Genomic DNA, 20,481 nt, shown 5'->3' on the forward strand with positions numbered 1-20,481 from the left:
GCTGGCGAAACGTGGTGAATTAGCACTACAGTGGCGTGGTGCGGAGGCAGGAATGACGCGGGTTTTATGGTTTTTGTTGGTAAAAAAATCCTCGTGTTTAGAGTGCACCATAAATGAGGCAGCCACTTTTTTTATGGGTGGTGTGTGGTTGCGGTGAGGGCAGCTGCAAAAGCAGATCCCTACGGGATGACAACTAAAAGGACAGACAATGACAACAGCAACAGCAACGACAAAACGAAATGCGGGGATCCTTCCCCTTCGACTTCGCTCAGGATGACGACCGAAGGATTACGGATGACGACCGAAGGACAAAGATGACGACCGAAGGTTTTGGATGACGAGTCAAGTGACGGTGACGAACTCTGGATAGCTACAAAGGAGTTTAGAGTTACGACGGCGAATTCGAAGACGACAAACAATTTGGGACACGATGAGATACTTCCCGTCTGCACCGGATTGGTTTCGGTGCAGACGGGAAGAGGTTGGCTAGAAGCTGAAGCGGGCCTGGAGGTTGACGATGCGTCCGGAGAGGCCGCTGGTGGCCTGGCCGAAGTTGGGAGTTTCGATGTTCGTGACGATCGTACTTGGTGTGAGATTGATGTTGTTGAAGAGGTTGAAGGCGTCGGCTCTGATCTCGATAGCGGCGTCCTCTCCGATGATGCGTGCCTTTGGAAGACCGAAGGACTTGACGAGGGTTGCGTCGAAGTCTTTATAGCCGGGGCCGTTGAAGGAGTTGCGCGCGATACCGGGAAGCTGCGGCAGGCCGGAGGCAAAGCCTGAACTGCCAGCGGTGGGCGCGACGGGTGCAGTGAAGTAGGGTTGGGCAGGGCCGGCGTTGGGGAAGTTGACGTTTGGCCTGCCGTTCTCAAAGGCATTGTTGCTGCTGCTGTTTTTGGCACCTCCGTTATAGGAGGCCGGGCGCAGGGTGTTGTAGGGGCTGGCGGAGTAGTAGAGGCTGCCTCCGGGCACGTTGTAGGTGGGGGTGAAGGGGAAGCCGGTGTGCAGGTTGAAGATGCCGCTGACCGACCAGCCATCCGCAACTTTTGAGAGAAAGGAGTTGCCGTGGAAGAACTTTGGCTGCCACAGGCCGTAGAGCTTGAACGCCTTTCCGTAGTTGAAGTCGGAGCGACCGTAGGCGAGGTAAGGCAGGTAGGGATAGGGGTCCATGTAGAAGGGACCGGAGCCGGTATCCATGGTCTTGGCGTAGTTGAACTCCGCGTCGAACATGAACTGGTGCGACATCTGGTGCTTGAAACCTAACAGGAGGGAGTTGTTGTTGGAGTTACCGGTGTTTGCATACTCGTCGATGTTCTGCACGAGATTGTTTTGCGGTATCCCGGCTGCGAACGCGTTGGCGTAGAGGAAGGTTTGAACGATGAGATGCTTGGTCGTGCTTCCCTGGTAGCCGACGGTGGCGACGAACTGATGTCCGAGATCGATCTGGGTGTCGAGGGAGAAGTGCTGGGTGTAGATGGTGGGCTGGTTGGGTTGGAAGGCATAGAGGAAGGCTCCGCCTCTGACCGGGAGGTTTGCGGAGTTGAAGCCTCCGATGGCGTTGGGGTTGGGCGGATAGCCGAAGAGCGATTTGGGATCGGGGGCGATGCCGTAGACGATTCGCGGATCGATGGTGGTGGGACTGCCGCTGGCGTAGCTGACGCTAAGAATACCGGGGGGATTGTTGCCGGAGTTGGATGTGATCGAGATCTCGGACTGGTTGTAGTTGAGGCCGTACCCGCCGCGAAAGACAGCTTTGCCGTGAAACATATCGGGGCTGAAGGCGAAGCCGAATTGCGGGCCGAAGTTGCCCTTTTGCGCGTTGGTGAGATTGCCGCCTTGCCGGACGGTGAGGCCGGTGAAGCCGGTGGCACCACTGCCGAGAACGACGACGCCGAGGTTGTTTTCTTTCGAGGAGAATGGTCCAAAGTAAGAGTAACGGAGGCCTGCATTGAGGGTCAGATTCGGGAGAGCCTTCCAGTCGTCCTGGATGAAGAAGCCGTAGAGATCTTCGCGGGTATCCTGGCGGTTGGCGGAGGGAGTGCCGGTTGCAGGATTGAAGCTGGCGTCTTCCCGTTCCGGAGCGTCGTTGAGAAAGTCCCAGATGTTGTAGAAGGAGTAGAGCGGCCGAGCAGCGTTGATGGCGTCGTTGAGGTAGTAGAGCCTCGTGACTTCTCCACCGAATTTGATGGTGTGATTTCCGGCGATCTTGGTGGCTACGTCTTTGTAGGTGAAGGTGTGTTGATTGAGAACGGCTGGGCCACCGGCACCAAAGGTACCGAGTGTGGCACTGCCCAGGTTCTCCACGATGGCGAGGGGGAGGCCGAAGGGCGCCTGCGGGTTCGAGGTGACCTCGTTGTAGCGATAGCCGGCGTCGTTGGCGCGAGCTTCGTTGAGAAAGGTTGGCGAGAAGATGTGGTTGTAGATGATGGAGTATGCTTCGTTATTTTGCTCGTGATTGAAGAGATTGTAGGCGCGGACCGAACTGTTGTAGGTGGTTGAGGTGAGGGGGACCCAGTAGACCGCGAAGGCGGCATGGTCTTTCTTGGTGATGTCGGCGTCGAGGCGTCCGTTGTACTGGCTGGCGATTTGAGAGCTAGGGTTCAGCGTGTTGTAGAAGGCGATGTCGGGCACGTTCGAGAGGCCTCCGCCAACACCTGGGTTGGTGACGCTTTGCCAGGTGAGGTCCTGGGTGCCAAGAGCCTGTTTGAGAGGGGAACCGATGTTAAGACCCTGACCTGGAATGGTGACGCAGTTAACGCCTTCGGCCAGGCCTGCATTGGCGCAGGTTTGATCGATAAGAGATGAAGCTGAGACTAGAGAGCCGGGGAAGCTCAGGTAGGTCTTGGAGATGCTGTTTGCAGGGGCGAGGGCTTGAAACGCGGCCGTTTCATACCAGCCGGTACCCGGCGTCTGCGAGTTATTGCGCTGGGTTTCGTAGGAGAAGAAGGCAAAGAGCCTGTCGTGAAGAATAGGGCCGCCAACGCTTCCGCCGATCTGGTTTGCCCTTTCGCTGTCTCGCAAGAGGCCTCGTTCCGACGGAGTACCGGGTTGAAAGGTGCCGGCGCCGTTGTAGCGCTGGTAGGCGTTGAGGCCGGGGCGGCTGGCACGGAAGTAGGCGCTTCCGTGAAATTGATTGCTGCCGGTCTTCGAGGTGACCTGAATCTGGGCTCCGCTGAAGCGGCCGTTTTCGGCGTCGTAGCCGTTCGAGAGGACTTTGATATTGCCGACGGAGTCTTCGGAGGGAGTGATGACCGAGGTTCCGCCCCAGACTGCGCTGACGGTACTGATGCCGTCGATCTGGATGCCATTGGTCTCGTACTGTCCTCCGTTGGCGTTGGCCTGGGGACCGTTCTCGGTCTGGAAGATGCCATTGCTTCGGTTGGCTCCGCCGGGGCCCTGGGTTCCAGGAAGCTGATTGGCATTGCCTGGGTTTGAAGATTGTGCGCCGTCGCCGAAGACGCCGGGGGCGAGCTGCACAAGCTGAAAGACATCGCGGCCGGTGGAGGGGAGATGTTGGATCTGGTTGCTGTCTACAGTTCCGCTGATGGAGGCGGTCTCGGTGTCGAGAGGAGGGAGGGTATCGCCGTTGACGGTGACGCTGGTGGTTGCTTCGCCGAGCTCGAGGGTTACGTTGACAGCATTTGGCTGCTCGGGGATGATGTGCAGGTCCTGGATGACCTGCTGCTTGAATCCCTTGGCCGCGGCGGTGAGGGTGAAGTGGTCGGGAGGCAGCGCGCTGAAGTTATAGACGCCGCTTGCATTTGAGATAGCGGTGATGGGATGGTTGGTGTCGGTGTCGGTAAGAGTCAGAGTTGCGCCGGGGACGACTTCGCCCTGCGGGTCGGTGACGGTTCCCTGGATGGACGCGCGGAATTGGGCGTGCGCTGTGACCGCGCACAAGCTGAAGAGGATGGCGAGCAATGTTGAGCCGAGCCTATGGCGGCGGAGTCTTGTGAGCGGGGAGATGCTGCTGAAATGAAAGTGCTGCATGATGGCCTCCTGATCGGAACGTTTGGGGAGCCTTCCGTCCATGAAGCAGAGTCCTTCTGGGGGATAGGGGGTAATTAGGCAAACGTTTGACCGCTAACGACTATGCACGGCGCCCCAAATGACTGTCAAGGTTGGGGCTGGGATGATTACGGGGGGATCAACAGGTTTGGAAGCAGCATTCGACTAGCGTATTTTGTCTGCTGGATCGACAGAGCCTGGAGGGATGGGGATCTGCGGCTGGGTGCAGAGTCTTTGAGGCGCTTGTGCTCGTTGAGGCGGCGCTTTGTCTGGAGAGTGGTGTTCGGTTAATGACCGGTGCCGGAGACCGAAGTTTTCACTTGCGATCGTATGCGCCGATTGTGTATGAGAGCGAGCGTGGGAGAGGCTTGCGGGCTGGCGGCTCAGGAGGGGGCGAAGGAGGAGATTGCTTCCTGTTCTTCGGAGAAGATCTCGAAGAGTGGCAGGAGGTTGCACATCTTCAGGGTCTGGGTTACCTGCTTGGATGGATTGACGAGTTTCAAAGCTCCGCCGGCTTCTTTGGTGGAGCTCATGATCATCACCAGGAGGCCGATGCCGCTGGAGTCCATGCGGGTGATGCCGGTGAGATTGAAGACGAACTGGGTGGCTCCGTGAGCGGTGAGGTTGTCGATTTTTTGGCGCAGGGTGTTGACCGGAGTGCCGAGGACGAGTGCGCCGGTGAGCTCGACGGCTTCGATCTCTCCGTACTTCATGATCTTGATCTCAAGCGTGTTCAAGGTGCTGCTCCTTGTTCTCGACAACCGCGTTCTCAACAACTGCCGTGTGGATTAGCCAGCCAGTGGTGAAGTGCGATTGTCGATGGTCCCCGTCGATTGGCAGCAGAGAAAGCTCCTCGCGCCAGCCTGCGGCAGGATAACATCCTCCCTGCGGGCGAGGATATGTCAGGGCGACGGTTCGCGTCCTGGGGCGCTTGACGAAGGGGATGGGTGGGATCAGCCGTGGGTGAGGTATCCCATCCCTGCAAGGACGCCTCGCATGTAGGAGAAGCTGGCGATGACTCCGGGCATGGGGTCGTCAGCGTGGACTTCGTATTCGAGGTCGACGAAGCCCTTGTATTTGGTTTTGATGAGGGCTTCGAAGATGCCTCGGACGGGCATGATTCCGTCGCCTACAGCTACCTGGCTCTCTTTGCTTTGGAAGTTGGTGAGGTCCTTCATGTGGACGTTGAAGAGGCGGGGGCCGACTTCGTGAATGGCCTGGGCGACGTCGGTGCCGGCACGGACGGTGTGGCCAACGTCGATGCAGCAGCCGATGCGTGGGTCCATGTTTTTGACGGCTTTGAGGATGTCGAGGGGGGAGTGCCAGAGCTTGTCTTCGGGGCCGTGGTTGTGGATGGCGATGCGGATGTCGTATTCCTTGACGAATTTTTCGATGCGGGGGAGGGTGTCGGGGGCGGGGTCGCCGGCGACGATGACGGAGATTCCGGCGCGCTTGCAGTATTCGAATTTGCTGCGGATGTCGGCGTCGTCATCTTTGGTGAAGTAGATGGCTCCGGCGGCGTGGAGCTTGATGCCGACGGCGGTGTAGTCGGCGAGGGCCTTGGCCTCTTCGGCGGGGTCCATGGGGAGATGGTCTTTGATGTCTTTGACGTTGAGGTCGGTGATGTTGAGCTGCTTCATGTAGCCGATCATCTGGTCGCGAGTGAAGTTGCGGAAGGTGTAGCTGGTGAGGCCGAGTTGGATGGGCGAGGGCGCTCCGGTGGCGGGGGAGGGTTGCAGGGCGAGGGAAGGGATGGCGTTGGAGGTGATGCCTGCTGCTGCGAGGAGGGCGCCGGATTGGACGAAGCTGCGACGGGATAGGGTGTTGATCATGAGAGGGTAGACTCCGTGCTTTGCTGGGTTGAGTGGAGATGACGGTAAGGTTGCGGCCGGGTGGTGACGGCTATGGCAGTTTGTCCTGTGGTGTAGGAATTGCAAACGCAGATTCCCTTCGGGAATGACAACAAGAAGGACAACGGCAAAAGCAACTGCAACGGCAACGGCAAAAGCGAAAGCGGTTCCACACCAACTGCGGCATTGCTCTAGACGTGGGGCGCCCAGCCTTTTTCGTAGTCGCGTCCCCACATCTTCATGGCTTCGGAGTCGTGGAGCACCTTGCCGTCGGAGTTGTCGAGTTGCAGCTCGCGGTTGACCTCCCAGGCGACGTTGGAGAGTTGAAGCATGGTGACGGCTACGTTTCCGATGGAGACGGGAGCGTTGAGTTTTTCGCCTTTGCGAACGCCTGCGATGAAGTTCGCGAAGTGGGCGTCGGTCATGGAGTCGCGACCGGTGAGGTCGGTGGAGGAGGTTTGATCCTTGTTTGCTTTCAACTCGCTGGTCTTGTTTCCTTTGAGGTCGTAGATCTCGTATCCGTCGCGGTCTACGAGGACGGTGCCGGTGGTTCCCATGATGGCCGAGCCACGGTCGCGGTCGTAGTACTTCATGCCCTGACAGCTCTTGCCCTCCCAGGTGATCATCTTGTCGGGGTAGTAGAAGCTGGTGACGAGGGTGTCGTAGAACTGCCAGTCGTCCTTGAACTGATAGCGTCCGCCCGATGAGGTGACGCGGTCGGGAAAGTCGACGCCGAGTGCCCAACGGCAGACGTCAACCTCGTGGGTGCCGTTGTTGAGGGTTTCGCCGGTGCCGTAGGTTCTGAACCAGTGCCAGTTGTAGGGCTGGATGTTGTCGGTGTAGGCTCTGCGCGGCGCCGGACCCTGGAAGAGATCCCAGTCGAGTTGCGGAGGAACGGGTGCTTCTTTACCGATGCCGATGGATTTTCTTACGTTGCTGTACCAGGCCTTGGCGAAGTAGGCGCGACCGATGAGGCCGTTGTGAATCTTGTCGACGATCTCCGCGGTATGGGGGGAGGAGCGCTGCTGCGTGCCCATCTGGACGAGCTTTCCGTATTTCCGCTGAGCTTCGACGAGGAGTGCGCCTTCGGCGGGGTTGTGGCTGCAGGGTTTTTCGACGTAGACGTGCTTACCGGCCTGCAAGCCGGCGATGGCCATGGGGGTGTGCCAGTGATCGGGCGCGGCGATGGTGATGGCGTCGACGTCCTTTTGTTGGAGGATGTGGCGGAAGTCTTTTTCGGTGGCGGGTGCTTCGCCCATCTCTTTTTGCGTGTCGTCGGCGAACTTCTTGAGCGTGTTGCTGTCGACGTCGCAGACATAGGTGATGCGGGCATCTTTTTTGTTGGCCTTGAGCGCGGAGAGGTGAGCATAGGCGCGGCTGCGAACGCCGATGACGGCAAAGTTGAGCCGGTCGTTGGAGCCCATGATCTGCGCGTAGCTCTTTGCGGTGGAGGCGACAGCGAGGCCTGCTGCGCTGACTGCGAGTGTATCGAGGAACTCTCGTCGGGTGATCATTGTTTTCTCCCATCGCCCATGGAGGCGCGGTGATTTTGCGGAATGAGGAAGATTACTTGCAACGATTGAGGTTGATGGTGGTGTGGTGTCGGTTGGTGGCTGTTTGTGATTCTGAGACTTGGGAAGCGAGGGTAGAAAGGTTTTGATGACATCGGTAGTGTAAAGAGCATCGGGGTCCTTCGCTACGCTCAGGATGACGACAAAAACTAGGTGATAGCAAGACTGGGGATCACCGCTCAATCAAAGGACAACAGCAGATTCCCTTCGGGAATGACAACCAAACAGCAGAGCCGGGACAAAGATGCAAGAGCGAACTAAATGAATTCTTCACTCCGCTCGGGACGACGGCGGGGTAAGGTGGAGCACTAGAAGGTGCCTGAGTTGATCAGGCATTGCTTCATGCCGGCCCAGCTGATGCGCGTGGAGGCTTCAGGTGTGCCTGCTCCGCGCCAGTGGGTTTCGAGACTGACGGCGTCGCGGTAGCCGGACTGTTTGAGGGCGCGGTATTGCGCGGTCCAGTCGATGTAGCCTTTGTCGACTGGAGACCAGACGATCTTTCCTGAGTCGTCCTTGACGGCGTTCTTGCAGTGGCAGTGGTGGATGCGGTTTTTGGGAAGAGCGTCCCAGCCGCCGGGGAAGGCGTCGAGCTCTCCGCGCATGACTGCGTTGCCTGGGTCCCAGTTGAGAACGAAGTGTGGGGATTGTACGGCTTCGAGGGTTTTGGCGGCTTCGCGGCCGGTAGCGGTGTTGCAGGCGAACTCGTTTTCGATGACTAAGAGGATGCCTTGCTGGCCGGTGATTTCGGCGGAGGCGCGAAGTTTTTCGTTGATGGCGGCGCGGTAGGGAGCGACGTCATCGAGGCGCCAGAAGTCGAAGCAGCGGATCTTGTCGGTCTTGAACTGTTTGGCGAGAGAGATGGAACGAGTGAGGACTTCGTCTTGCTGCTTGTAGGCGGACTCGGCGGCACCGTGCAGATCTTCTTTGGAGCTGTATTTGGATTTGGGTGCGCCGGGCCAGTCAACTTTGAAGAGCGGGCTGGCGATATCGGTGACCTGGAGGTTGTACTTTGCGAGGATCTTGAGGGCTTCGGCGATCTCGGCGTCGGAGGATGTCTGAAGATTCTTGCCCCAGATCTCGCGGAGTTCGACGTAGTGGAGGCCGAAGTCGTTGGCGATGACCGAGCAGGCGTGATCGAAGTCCTGCGAGATCTCGTCGGAGATGACGGCGATTTTGAAGGGCGAAGTTGCGGCCCATGCGCGCATCGGCAAAGACAGCGATGCGACTAAGCCAGCCGAACCCCCTACGAACTGTCGCCGGGAAACACTCTTCATGATTGGAACTCCTCTTTCTTCTTTGCGTAATGCGGGAACAGGAACTTAAGACGATCCATTAGCCAATTAGTTGCATCGTTGCTGAGTGGTCTGACGATGCGAAGCTTTCGGGAGATTGTTGAATCTCGAAAGTAGATTTGGAAGCAGTTGAGAAGTCCCGGTAGAGAGATCGGGACTTCTCAACTGGTTAGAAGGAGATTTTGACTGCAGCCTGAAGGACACGTGGGCCGCCTACGCCGTTGACATTGCCGACGCCACTGCCGAGGGTTCCGGTTATGACACCAAACGAACTGGAGCCGTAAGTGGTTCCGGGCAGACCGAATGCGGGTGTGTTGGTAAGGTTGAAGGCATCGAAGCGAGCCTCGAGAGACGACTCGCGGAAGATGGGAAAGCTTTTGAAGAGGGACAGGTTGTCTGAGAAGTAGCCGGGGCCGCGGAATTGATTTCGTTGCGTGTTTCCAACGACGCATGGACCGGGGGATACGCAACCGGTGAGTCTGCTGACGCTGAAGCTGGTTGGATCGAACCATTGGGTAGTGCCGCTAGGGTTGCTGTGATGGTGCAGGACGTGGAAGGGGGCAACCTGATCGACGGTCTGGGTGGTGCCAGGGGTTGCGCTGGTGGTTGTGAGGGTAAACGGCAGGCCGGAGACCGCCGACAGGATGACCGAGGTTTTCCAGCCACCCAATACGTAGGAGCCGATGCCTGAGTTGAAGTACTTGTGATTCCGTCCAGCGGGCAGCTCCCAGGTGAGAGTCTGGGAGAAGTTGAGCCTGCGGTCGAAGTCCGCAAGGGCGTAGTTGCGACGGCGGTCGCCGCTGTAGAAGAGCAGGGCTCCATCTTGTGGGGTGGTCACATAGTTTTGCGCCTTGCCCCAGGTAAAGGCTGAGCTATAGGCTATGCCGTGGGTGAATCGGCGTGTGAATTGTACTTGCAGCGATTGGTAGTTTGAGGAGTAGCCCAGAAAGAATTGAGTCACGGAGGCAGTCTTTCCAAAGGCTATGTTCAACGGATCGAAGGTAGCACTTTCTCCGTAGACGCTGGGGACGTTGATGTTCTGCGAGGAGTCAATTCGCGTGCCGTGGTTGGCAACATAAGCGATCTGGAGGGAGCTGTCATGCGGGAGCGCCTGCTGGATGGCCGCATTCCAGGAGGAGACATAGGCGTTCTTGAAGTTGAGCGGGATGTAAAGGTTGCCAAGGCTGTTGAGGAAGGTGTTGCCGGTGGCTGTGATCTTTCCATTAGCATCGACGGGGACGGGCGGGGTGGGTGGGATTCCGCTGACGAAGTTGACTGCGGCGGGATTCGTGGAACCCAGTACGGCGGCTCCATAGGTTGGAATATTGGTGTAGTCGGTACTGGTCTTGATGGGATAGTTGTAGGCGTAAGTGTTATCGACGAAGGGAACGTAGCTGACGCCGAATCCGGCTCGGAGGACTGTGGAATCGGTGGCGCGAAAGGAAGCACCAAGCCGGGGCGCGAAGTTGGTGTAGTCGGTCTTCATCCCGATATTCGAGGGATTTCCAGCTACGCCGGCGATCGTCAGCTGATTGGTTGCCGGGCTGTAGCTGGAAAATCCTCCCGCTTTGCGCGGCGTTGCGGGTGGGTATAGTTCATAGCGCAAACCGACGTCGACAGTTAGTTTCGAGGTAGCCTGCCACTTGTCGGCGACAAAGAAGAAGAGCCAGGTCTGGCGGTAGGCGGGGAAGGTACTGTTAGTGTCCTGCCCTACCTGATACGGGGTGTCAAAGAGGATGCTGGCGATATCGTTAGCCTGACCAGTAGTTGCGTTATTGAACTTCGTAGCACCGGGAGTGGAGGTTTGATTTTCACTGAAGTAGAAGGTTCCGGCAGCCGCGTTGATGTTTCCCTGAAGGAGATCGTCACGGATGCGGCGGATGTCGGCGCCTGCTTTGAGCGCATGGTTGCCGAGGATCTTGGTCCAGTTGTTGGCAAAGTCGATGTTCGACTCGGCGCGGAGCCACGGGAGCGATTGGGAGTAACCGATGAGCGGATTGGTGGTGCCGTTTTCTCCATTGCCGGCGAAGTTGCTTACCTGGAAGGCGACCTGACCGCTATCGATCGAACTGAGATTGGTGCCGGGGATGCCGAGCTTCTTGGCGTCGTCCTGACCAAAGTCTGACTGCTGCGCCGAGTTGCGAAGGTGGGCTACACCTACACGAACTTCAGTGAACAAGGTTGGCGAAAAGACGTGATCGTAGTTGCCGCCGGTGCTGTAAGCGGTTGCCGTTCCAGTCGCTTCGAAGCCTCCGCCTGCCGGGCCGCCGAGAAAGGATCCGAACAGAGGCGCCTGGAAGGTGGTGATTTTTTGATGGCTGAATCGACCGCTCAAATGATCTTTCTGGGAGATCGTCCAGTCTGACTTGATGTCGTAGCTGATGGCATCTTTGCTGAATGGGGAGTTTTGGGAAAAGTTGTTGGTCTTCGCACCGGCAATATAGGCAGCGGAAGCGAGATTGGTCTTGGGATCTCTCGCGAGGGCGTCGAGGGATTGGAGAACAGTCAAACCAATGTTGCTGTCGTTGGCCGGGGTCGACAGGCGGCTGAGAGGAATGAGGTTGCCTGCAAACGGCGTGCGCCCCTTGCCGCAGTTAGCGGGAGTTGGGCCGCCGTTGCAATCTGCAGTGTCTCCGGTCTTCGGATCGTAAACCTGGCCAGCGTATTTGCTGAGATCGAGGTTACTGCCAACGACGTTGTAGAAGGGAATGTTTGTGTTGACTGTGGAAGACTCATGATCCGAGGTGCGGAGGAAATCGCCGAAGAAAAAGAGTTTGTCTTTGAAGATCGGGCCTCCGATGGAAGCGCCCGTGTAGTTGTAGACGAGGCGTCCGTTGGGGCCGCTGGAGAAGTAGTTGCGAGCATTGACACCGTTGTTTTCCATGTTCTGGAAGACAGATCCATGGAACTGATTTGTACCTGACTTGAGGGTGACGTTGACAACGCCGCCGACGGCACGGCCAAACTCCGCCTCGAAGTTATTGGTGGTGATGTCGACGTTCTGGATTGCGGCGGCGGGGGGGACGAGGATGATGTGGATTCCGGTGCGCTGGTCATCGTCGATACCCTCAATTTGATAGAGGTTGACGTAGGAGGACTGACCGTTGGCATTCACAGACAGATCGTTATTGGCGTTGAAGAACTGTGAGTTGTTGAAGACGACGGGCGCCATGCCGGGAACGGTGTTAAGCAAAGACTGAAAGCTGTTGCCGCTGCTGAGAGGGAGATTGGAGATCTGATGCGCCTCGAGGGTGGTGGAGATATCGGCGCGGTCTGTTTGCAGCAGCGCGGGAGCGGTGGACACGGTGATCGTCTCGGACGCGCTGCCTGTGACGAGAGCGAAATCGACACGCGTTGAGGTGTTGGTGAGAAGATCGATGCCCTCATGGGTATCTTTCTTGAATCCGTTGGCTTCGACCGTGATGGTATAGGTCCCTGGCGGAAGGTTGGGCAGGGTGAAGTTGCCGCTTTCGTTGGTCACGGTCTCGTGAGTTGTTTGGGTAGCGGTTTCAATGACGATGACTCTCGCTGCAGAGACTGCGGCTCCGGTTGGATCATTGATCGTGCCAAGGAGTGTGCCGCTGACCGCCTGTCCAAAGAGAACGGGTGACAGAGCGAGTATCAATATCGGGAGAATGAGAAGACTTAATTTCTTGATCGCGATCACGTGAAACCTCCGAAGGTGTGACAACTTTTCAGGCCCGTACGGTTTATTGTTTGAAGAGCGAACGAACCCTACCAGTGGCGATATGACACAGTCAAGAAAATAAACGGACGGCTTTCTCCGGAGCAGTTTAGGCGCGGGAGTTGAGGAGAAAAGCGGGTTGTTGAAGAGGCGTGGGCGCCTTATCGTTTGGGCCGGTGAAGAGTCTAGCACTGATCGGGAGGGCTGATCAGGAAAGCAATGAAGCAGAGGGCGAGGACGGAGTTTTCGAGAGAGGCGCCGAAGAACAGCCAGAAGGGGGAGTTAGGGCCGGGATAGTTCGAAGAGAAGAGGAAGAGCAGAACCATGGTCAGACCGCCGAGGCTTGCCCAGCGGACCAGAACTCCTGTGAGCAAGCTCAGTGCAATCAACAGTTCGGAGATGGCGACGACGGCGCCGAAGAAGACGGCGTGCGGAAGGATGATGTTTTTGAGCAAGGGGCGGATGAAGGCGTAGGAACCCTCTTTGAGGAATCCTGCGATGTCCTGGGCCATTCCTCCCCAGATGAACTTGGTGCTGGCCAGTTTGTACTCGGACAAGATGAGGAAGAGAAGGCCGATGGAGATGCGCAGGAAGGCAAGCGCTTTGGATTGTTGATCTGCAGCGCTCATCCCTTCTTTTGCGTCTTCTTTTGCTGGGCGATGTGAGCGGCGCGGACGTCGGAGGCGGTGAAGACGGAGAGGAAGGGGACGCCGGGGATGGTGGCTTCGATGTTGGCGCGGCCGCCTTGTTCGCGGTCTACCAGGCAGAGGACTCCGGCTACGTTCATGCCGGCTTCGCGGGTGGCTTCGATGGCGGTGATTGTGGAGCCGCCGGTGGTGCAGACGTCGTCGACGATGACGACGTGGGCGCCGAGTTTGAGGAAGCCTTCGGTGCGGCGGCCGGTGCCGTGGGTCTTTTCTGCTTTGCGGACGAGGAAGCCGTGGAGGAGGGTGGGGGCGGGGCCTTCCTCGCTGCGTTCGTCGGGGTCGAGTTCAAGAACGTCGGAGAGTTCGGCGATCTCGGTGTGATCGGCGAGGGCCCAAGCACTGGCGCTGGCGGTGTTGGAGACGAGCGGGTCGGCTCCCATGGTGAGGCCGCCTACGGCTTCTGCGTTGGGGATGTGTTCGCGGATGAGGTCGTAGAGGACCAGGCCGGAGAGGCGTCCGCCTTCGGCGTGGAGGGTGGTGATGCGGCAGTCGATGTAGTAGTCCGACTTCTGGCCGCTGGCGAGGGTGAAGTCACCTAGCTTGAAGGATTGGGTGGCGATGAGATTGAGGAGGGTTGTGCGGCTGTCGGTTGGCATGGTCAGAATCGATTGTAGAGGATATGGGGTGATCCCCTCTCCCCGGAGGTATTGTTGCCCAAAGTATTCGATTTAGAGGTTGACTGCAGGTTTACTTCCTGTGTCAAAGTCTTTGAAAATCAGGAGTTAGATAAATTGTTGCTGGCAAAGTCTTCATTGCATAGGGGTTAGCCATCGGTTCCACCTTGCAGGTTCAACTATGAAAGCCCCGGCTGGGTCGAAAAAAAGCACACCACACTTGAAGAATTGAAATCGGTCAGTTGATGGTTGGAGGTGTGGTGTCCCGGATACGGCAGTCCCGCCATCTGACATTTCCGGCTGGCGCGCGTCGCTTGTTATGATCGCCCGGTGGCGTGAATGGTCTTAACAGACGGGTGCTTGAAAGGATTTCTATATGACTCAGCGCGATGCGATATTCCCCGCAAACCGTCATGCCCTCTATGAGGCGCATGGCTATTCGGCTGCGATCCGATCCGAAAATCTGCTGTTCGTCTCCGGCCAAGTCGGCAGCCGTAGCGATGGCTCGCCGGAGCCGAACTTCGAGGATCAAGTTCGGCTCGCGTTCGCCAATCTGAAAGCGACGCTGCTCGCAGGAGGATGCGGGTTTGATGACATTGTAGATGTGACGACCTTTCACACCGATCCTAAGAGCCAATTTGAAACCATCATGGCCGTGAAGAGCGAAATGTTCGAACAGGCTCCTTATCCAAACTGGACGGCAATCGGTGTGAACTGGCTTGCCGGCTTTGATTTCGAGATCAAGGTGATTGCCCGCATTCCAAGCAAGACGTAGTCGGCCATGTAATGGCGGCCCGTCGCGGTTTCGGCTGCTGCGACCGCGACGGATCTATTGAGTTTGAAAAAAAAAAGCACACCATGCCTGGAGAAGCTGTTACATGGGATTCTCATTTTCGTTCGGTAATCAGGGGTTTCGCGAGCCGCAGCTCTCCAAAAATCTATTGAAGCATCTTGGAGTTTCGGCTCGCGACATTGCGACAGCGGCACGGCAGTTTCCGATTACGTCGCGGATCGATATTCAGGCGGGGCTGGAGGGCTTACTGAAGCGTGAACCGCAGACGAGGTTGACTGGACTTTTCTCGCCGAATCCGCATGAGGGCGTTACGTTTGCTCAGATACTCGGCGGCTCTCACTTTCAAGTGGATACGGGGCCACTGCAGTATGACGAGATTGATATTGGCGATGCGGAACCGGCACGTTGTCTGAAGAATGGATTGTGGATGGGGCGAGAGAAGGGGGTCCCTTTTGCGATCATGCTCGCTTCGGGTGGGCGATTCGGCTTTCAGGTGGGGGTAAACGTCGAGATTGCTGTTGCCGCAGGCGAATCCGGCTCCAGGTTCTCCCATGACTTCTTTCGTCAACTGGAGCAGGCGATCAGCGAGGGCCGAAGCTATCGCGGCCGCGTGATTTCGCTTGAGGCGCATCATCATCCGATGGGCGGCGGCAGTTCGGTGAAGGTGCATCGGTTGGCCAGAGTGAATCGGGAGGATGTCATTCTTCCGCAGAAGACGCTGGCTACGCTCGATCGTAATGTCGGCGGTTTTATGGCTGCACGCGACGCGTTGAAATCGATGCATTTTCAGGCGCGGAAGGGGCTGCTGTTCTATGGGCCGCCGGGAACGGGGAAGACCCACACGATTCACTATCTGGCTTCACAGTTGCCGAATCATACGACGTTGCTGGTGACTGCTGAACAGGTGGGATTGATCGGAGAATATTTTCGTCTGGCGCGGTTTCTGCAGCCTTCCATGATGGTGATTGAAGATGTGGATCTGATCGCCCGGGATAGAACACAGATGCGAAACGGCGGCGAAGAGGTGTTGCTGAACAAGCTGCTGAATGAGATGGATGGACTGCGGGAAGATGCCGAGGTGTTGTTTATCCTGACGACCAATCGTCCGGACCAGATCGAGCCGGCGCTGGTCTCGCGTCCGGGGCGCATCGATCAGGCGATTGAGTTTCCGTTACCGGACGAGGAGGGCCGGGCGAAGCTGACGAAGCTGTATGGGCGCGATCTGAAGTTGTCGGATGAATTGCTGGAGTTGATCGTTCGGCGAACGAAGGGTGTGAGCGGCGCTTTTATCAAAGAGCTGATGAGGCGTTGCGCGCAGTTTCAGATGGAAGGCTCCGGGGGAAGTGTGCTGGCACAGGCTGCGGTGGATGAAGCGCTGGAGGAGATGTTGTTTACGGGAGGAACTTTAAATCGGCGTTTGCTTGGCGGAGAAGCGGTTGAGACCTTGGGGACGGAAGCGGGTTAGGCAATTTCACTGTCGCGGGACAGTGCAAACGCAGATTCCCTTCGGGAATGACAAATAAAAAGGTCAAGACAGCTCTACATCAACTGCGGCGTAGCTTTAGCGGGAGAGTTTTTCTAGGTGGCGGTAGCCGCCGGTGGCGATGAAGGCGGTGAGGAAGATGGTGAAGTTGTAGCTGGCGTGGATGAGGGTGGAGGCCAGGACCGAGCGCAGGCGGATGCGGACGGCGCTGAGGATGAGCGAGACGCAGAAGAGGAGCAGCAGGACGGGCCAGGTGAAGGCGGTCTGCTGGCCGTGGAGCGCGGCGAAGAGGATGCTGGTGAAGACCGCGGAGAAGACCAGGGCTGGGGTGGAGATCTTGTTGTTGGAGTGCCAGAGCTCGCGTGCGGCGGGAGTGCGGGGAAGCGAGAGCCAGTCGTAGGCGATGGCGACGGCGGGCAGAAGGAAACCCCGGAAGAGGATCTCTTCGAAGAGAGGTGCGACGAGGATGCCAAAGAGGGTGACCAGCCAGACGTCCGATGGGGTGCGGAAGAAGTCGTCGATCGGGATGTCTTTAGGGATGGAGATGACCGAGGAGATGGCTTGCACGGCGAAGGAGAGGGCGAGGCCGATGGGGATGAGACGGAAGGCGTTGCGGCGGGCGGCGTCGGGGTTGGCGTCGATGCCGTTGGCGAATGGGCGCCTCCAGAGGAGAGGGAAGACGAACCACGAGATGGCGAGAGTCGAGAGGTAGGTGACGGCTTCCGAGGCTATGAGCAGCTTGGGGGGGATGGAGGCGGCGGATAGTTTGCCTGCAATTGCGGGAGCGTGGGTGAGGCCAAGGAGAAGCAACTGGGTGAGGAAGAGGAAGACACCGGCGATGGCGAGGAAGAGGAGCGCGTGGCCGAAGTTGGGGATGCGGTGAGGCGCGTCTTCGGGCGCGTCGTTGGGGGTGTTATCCATGGGAGGCTGGAGGATGGCCTCGCCTTCGGGGAGGAGGGAGAGTTCGGGAAGTATGGGGCGTTCGGGGAGTATCGGGTGCACCGGGGCATCAGATTGGCTTCGGCTTTGGGGGCCGCCGGCGACTGGATTCGGAGAGAGAAACGCGGCTGTGTTTTGGGCGATGTTCGAGCTAACGGATCGGGACGCGGGGGACCCGGTGGCTGGTGTTGCGGGGTTCGGAGTTAGTTCGCTCATGCTTTTTTCGTGCGTGGGACTGGCTTTGAGGCAGGTGCTTTCTTGTTCGGTGCCGATTCTGGAGTTGCTGCTTTGCTTATTGTGGACTTCTTTGCGGCTTTTGGCGTGATGCTTTTGGGGGATCTTTCTTCCGGTTTGGCGGCGCTCGCTTTGGCCAGGCCGGTCTTCTTTTCGGGGGCGATGAATTTGGCTTTTGGGTGTTTGACCGCGTCGGGGGCTGCGGCGATATTTGCGGGCTGAGGGCCGGCGTGGCTGGTGCCGTTGCGGCTGGCGAAGTGGGGGGCGTGGGAGACATAGTAGCGGGCGAGGAAGCTGCCGGTGTGGGAGGCTGCGACGGTGGCGATCTGCTCGGGCGTGCCGTGGGCGATGATACGGCCGCCGCCTTCGCCGCCTTCGGGGCCCATATCGAGGATGTAGTCGGCGTTGCGGATGATGTCGAGGTTGTGCTCGATGATGACGACGGTGTTGCCGAGGTCGGTTAACCGGTGGAGAACTTCAAGCAGTTTTCTGACGTCGTCGAAGTGGAGGCCGGTGGTGGGCTCGTCTAGGAGGTAGAGGGTGCGGCCGGTTTGGCGCTTGGAGAGCTCGCGGGCCAGCTTCATGCGCTGGGCTTCGCCGCCGGAGAGGGTGGTGGCGGACTGGCCGAGGTGGATGTAGCCGAGGCCCACGTCTACGAGGGTTTGGAGCTTGATGTTTACCGTGGGGATGTCTTTGAGGATCGGGACGGCGTCGGCGATGGGAAGGTCGAGAAGGTCGGCGATGGAGTAGCCGTTGAACTTTACGGAGAGGGTCTCCTGATTGTAACGACGTCCGTTACATACTTCGCAGAGGACGTAGACGTCGGGGAGGAAGTTCATCTCGATGCGGCGCTGGCCTTCGCCCTGGCACGCTTCGCAGCGTCCGCCCTGCACGTTGAAGGAGAAGCGGCCGGGTTTGTAGCCGCGCTCGCGAGATTCGGGGAGCATGGCGAAGAGGTCGCGGATGGCGGTGAAGACGCCGGTGTAGGTTGCGGGATTTGAGCGTGGGGTGCGGCCGATGGGGGACTGGTCGATCTGGATTACTTTGTCCAGCTGATCGATGCCGATGACCTTGCCGTGCTGGCCGGGCTCTTCGCGGGAGCCGTACAGCTCTTTTGCTAACGAGCGGTAGAGGATGTCGTTGACGAGGGTGGATTTGCCAGAGCCGCTTACGCCGGTGATGACGGTCATGACGCCGAGGGGGAAGTGGGCGGTGACGTTTTGCAGATTGTGGGAGTGGGCGTCTTCGACGGTGATCCAGTTGCCGGTGAGGGCGCGCGGGTTGGTGCGGGCTAAGATCTCTATTTTGCCGGCGAGGTATTGACCCGTGATGGACGCTGGGTTGTCCATGATTTGTTGGGGGGTGCCGTCGGCGATGAGGAGACCGCCGTTTTTTCCTGCGCCGGGGCCGAGGTCGAGGACGTAGTCGGCTTTGCGGATGGTGTCTTCATCGTGCTCGACGACGAGGACGGTGTTGCCGAGGTCGCGGAGGTTTTCGAGGGCATTGATGAGGCGCTGATTGTCGCGCTGGTGGAGGCCGATGGAGGGCTCGTCGAGGACGTAGAGGACGCCGCGGAGGCGGGAGCCAATCTGTGTGGCGAGGCGGATGCGCTGGCCTTCGCCGCCGGAGAGGGTGGCGGCGGAGCGATCGAGTGCGAGGTAGCCAAGGCCGACGGCGTTGAGGAACTCGAGGCGCTCGATGATCTCGCGCTGGAGGCGGTCGGCGATGATGCGGTCGCGGCCTACGAAGTTCATGTTGCGCGCTGAGGTGAGGGCGCGCTCCAGGGGGAGGGCGGTGAAGTCGGCGATGGAGGCGCTGTTTACGGTTACGGCGAGGGATTCGGGGCGGAGGCGGCGGCCTTTGCAGACGGGACAGAGGGTCGCGGACATGTACTGCATCATGTACTCGCGGTAGCCCTCGGATTTGGTGTCTTCGAGGTTGGAGCGGAGGTATTCGAAGATGCCGTGGAAGCCGGTGCGGCCTGCTTCGGCGCGCGGAGGGCCGTATAGGAAGAGATTCTGGTGTTCGGTGGTGAGGTCTTCGAAGGGCAGCTTGATGTTGATCTTGGTTTTTTCGGCGAAGAGCTTGATGAGGCGGAGGAGGTAGGCGGAGCCGGAGCCTGGGCCCATGGCGCCGTCGAGCAGGGGCTTGGACCAGTCGGTGATGGTCTTGGCGGGGTCGAAGTCGTAGATGCTGCCGAGGCCGTGGCAGTTGGGGCAGGCGCCGTAGTTGGAGTTGAAGGAGAAGCTGCGGGGCTCGAGGCGGGGGACGTTGATGCCGCAGTCGGGGCAGGCCATGGAGGAGGAGTAGAGGGTTTCGTCCATGCCGTGGATGGCGATGAGGACAAGGCCGTTGGCCATCTGAAGGGCTTTGGCGACGGAGGTTTCGAGGCGGCGGGTGTCGTACTTTGGCGCGGCGTTGGCTAAAGCGGCGGTGGTGTTATCGGGCGGGAGGGGTTTGAGGATGATGCGGTCGACTACGGCTTCGATGGTGTGGTTTTTGCGTTTTTCGAGGCGCATGCCTTCGGTGAGCTCGGTCATCTCGCCGTCGATACGGGCGCGGAAGCCTTGCTGGTCGAGTGCTTCGAGTTCTTCGCGGAACTCGCCTTTGCGTCCGCGGACGATGGGGGCGTAGACGGTGATGCGCTCGCCGGGGGAGAGGCTGGCGATACGTTCGACGATCTGCTCGGCGGACTGGCGGGTGATGGGGCGGTGGCAGTTGGGGCAGTGGGGTTGGCCTACGCTCGCGTACAACAGCCTCAGGTAATCATAGATCTCTGTGATGGTGCCGACGGTGGAGCGGGGGCTGCGGGAGGTGGTCTTTTGCTCGATGGAGATGGCGGGGGAGAGGCCGTCGATGGCGTCGACGTCGGGGCGCTCCATCTGGTCTAAGAATTGCCGGGCGTATGCCGATAAGGTCTCTACGTAGCGGCGTTGGCCCTCTGCGTAGATGGTGTCGAAGGCGAGGGAGGATTTTCCGGAGCCGGAGAGGCCGGTGACGACGGTGAGGGTGTTGCGCGGAATGCTGACGTCGACGTTGCGCAGGTTGTGCTGGCGAGCGCCGCGGACGGTGATGTGTGTAATGCCCATGAGATGTGTGTGGCGCTGTTCGGCCAAGTCTCTAGAATACGGCATTTTGAGGGGAGAGATTTTGTTGGGGCGGGCGCGGTTTTGCGATTGGGGCAACCCCGGAATGGGAAAGATGTATCCGAAGGAGCAACAACAGCCACTTTCGGGTCATTGTAATGGCCTGTAAGTTTGCAACAATAGCCGAGATGTAAAACGTTGTCGCCGGAAAAGGCCGGCGGC

12 protein-coding genes are annotated in these 20,481 nt (G+C 58.7%); 2 read left to right on the forward strand and 10 right to left on the reverse strand.

What is annotated here, in order from left to right; all coding sequences use genetic code 11:
• Positions 1-486: 486 nt before the first annotated feature.
• The 8 genes from HDF08_RS05440 to HDF08_RS05475 form a co-directional block, all read right to left on the reverse strand.
• On the reverse strand, positions 487-3,987 hold the full coding sequence (locus HDF08_RS05440) for a TonB-dependent receptor domain-containing protein (protein ID WP_179637537.1): 3,501 nt from the start codon (positions 3,985-3,987) through the stop codon (positions 487-489).
• 401 nt (positions 3,988-4,388) lie between these two features.
• Positions 4,389-4,742, reverse strand: coding sequence for an STAS domain-containing protein (locus HDF08_RS05445; protein ID WP_179637538.1), 354 nt, complete (start codon positions 4,740-4,742; stop codon positions 4,389-4,391).
• Positions 4,743-4,958: 216 nt separating this feature from the next.
• Complete coding sequence (locus HDF08_RS05450) at positions 4,959-5,837, reverse strand: sugar phosphate isomerase/epimerase family protein (protein ID WP_179637539.1); 879 nt, start codon at positions 5,835-5,837, stop codon at positions 4,959-4,961.
• 209 nt (positions 5,838-6,046) lie between these two features.
• On the reverse strand, positions 6,047-7,369 hold the full coding sequence (locus HDF08_RS05455; protein WP_179637540.1) for a Gfo/Idh/MocA family protein: 1,323 nt from the start codon (positions 7,367-7,369) through the stop codon (positions 6,047-6,049).
• 365 nt (positions 7,370-7,734) lie between these two features.
• Positions 7,735-8,700, reverse strand: a complete 966-nt coding sequence (locus HDF08_RS05460) for a sugar phosphate isomerase/epimerase family protein (RefSeq protein ID WP_179637541.1) — start codon at positions 8,698-8,700, stop codon at positions 7,735-7,737.
• A 187-nt stretch (positions 8,701-8,887) separates the two neighbouring features.
• On the reverse strand, positions 8,888-12,385 hold the full coding sequence (locus HDF08_RS05465; protein ID WP_373563125.1) for an outer membrane beta-barrel protein: 3,498 nt from the start codon (positions 12,383-12,385) through the stop codon (positions 8,888-8,890).
• Between the two features lie 203 nt (positions 12,386-12,588).
• Positions 12,589-13,032, reverse strand: coding sequence for a DoxX family membrane protein (locus HDF08_RS05470; protein ID WP_179637542.1), 444 nt, complete (start codon positions 13,030-13,032; stop codon positions 12,589-12,591).
• The gene (locus HDF08_RS05475; protein ID WP_179637543.1) at positions 13,029-13,706 is read right to left on the reverse strand and encodes an orotate phosphoribosyltransferase; all 678 of its coding nucleotides are present in this window, start codon (positions 13,704-13,706) and stop codon (positions 13,029-13,031) included. The genes HDF08_RS05470 and HDF08_RS05475 overlap by 4 nt, the downstream gene beginning before the upstream one ends.
• Before the next feature lie 394 nt (positions 13,707-14,100).
• On the opposite strand from HDF08_RS05475, the gene HDF08_RS05480 reads away from it, so the two are divergent.
• Together HDF08_RS05480 and HDF08_RS05485 are read left to right on the forward strand one after the other, a co-directional pair.
• Positions 14,101-14,499 (forward strand): RidA family protein, encoded by a 399-nt coding sequence (locus tag HDF08_RS05480; protein ID WP_179637544.1) that lies wholly within the window; start codon positions 14,101-14,103, stop codon positions 14,497-14,499.
• Between the two features lie 103 nt (positions 14,500-14,602).
• Positions 14,603-15,982 (forward strand): AAA family ATPase, encoded by a 1,380-nt coding sequence (locus HDF08_RS05485; RefSeq protein ID WP_179637545.1) that lies wholly within the window; start codon positions 14,603-14,605, stop codon positions 15,980-15,982.
• Between the two features lie 96 nt (positions 15,983-16,078).
• On the opposite strand, the gene HDF08_RS05490 is transcribed toward HDF08_RS05485, so the two are convergent.
• Together HDF08_RS05490 and uvrA are read right to left on the reverse strand one after the other, a co-directional pair.
• Complete coding sequence (locus HDF08_RS05490) at positions 16,079-17,155, reverse strand: CPBP family intramembrane glutamic endopeptidase (RefSeq protein WP_179637546.1); 1,077 nt, start codon at positions 17,153-17,155, stop codon at positions 16,079-16,081.
• A complete protein-coding gene (gene uvrA / locus HDF08_RS05495; protein ID WP_179638806.1) occupies positions 17,152-20,262 on the reverse strand; it encodes an excinuclease ABC subunit UvrA in 3,111 nt (1,036 codons plus the stop codon). The genes HDF08_RS05490 and uvrA overlap by 4 nt, the downstream gene beginning before the upstream one ends.
• Positions 20,263-20,481: the final 219 nt, after the last annotated feature.

This window comes from Tunturiibacter empetritectus, from assembly GCF_013410875.1.
Taxonomy (GTDB): Bacteria; Acidobacteriota; Terriglobia; order Terriglobales; family Acidobacteriaceae; genus Edaphobacter; species Edaphobacter empetritectus.

Excerpts from the sequence above, each read along its gene's own strand:
- HDF08_RS05440 (WP_179637537.1), bottom strand. The coding sequence starts at position 3,987 with ATGCAGCACTTTCATTTCAGCAGCATCTCCCCGCTCACAAGACTCCGC.
- HDF08_RS05450 (WP_179637539.1), bottom strand. The coding sequence starts at position 5,837 with ATGATCAACACCCTATCCCGTCGCAGCTTCGTCCAATCCGGCGCCCTC.
- HDF08_RS05455 (WP_179637540.1), bottom strand. The coding sequence starts at position 7,369 with ATGATCACCCGACGAGAGTTCCTCGATACACTCGCAGTCAGCGCAGCA.
- HDF08_RS05460 (WP_179637541.1), bottom strand. The coding sequence starts at position 8,700 with ATGAAGAGTGTTTCCCGGCGACAGTTCGTAGGGGGTTCGGCTGGCTTA.
- HDF08_RS05470 (WP_179637542.1), bottom strand. The coding sequence starts at position 13,032 with ATGAGCGCTGCAGATCAACAATCCAAAGCGCTTGCCTTCCTGCGCATC.
- HDF08_RS05475 (WP_179637543.1), bottom strand. The coding sequence starts at position 13,706 with ATGCCAACCGACAGCCGCACAACCCTCCTCAATCTCATCGCCACCCAA.
- HDF08_RS05480 (WP_179637544.1), top strand. The coding sequence starts at position 14,101 with ATGACTCAGCGCGATGCGATATTCCCCGCAAACCGTCATGCCCTCTAT.
- HDF08_RS05485 (WP_179637545.1), top strand. The coding sequence starts at position 14,603 with ATGGGATTCTCATTTTCGTTCGGTAATCAGGGGTTTCGCGAGCCGCAG.
- HDF08_RS05490 (WP_179637546.1), bottom strand. The coding sequence starts at position 17,155 with ATGAGCGAACTAACTCCGAACCCCGCAACACCAGCCACCGGGTCCCCC.
- uvrA (WP_179638806.1), bottom strand. The coding sequence starts at position 20,262 with ATGGGCATTACACACATCACCGTCCGCGGCGCTCGCCAGCACAACCTG.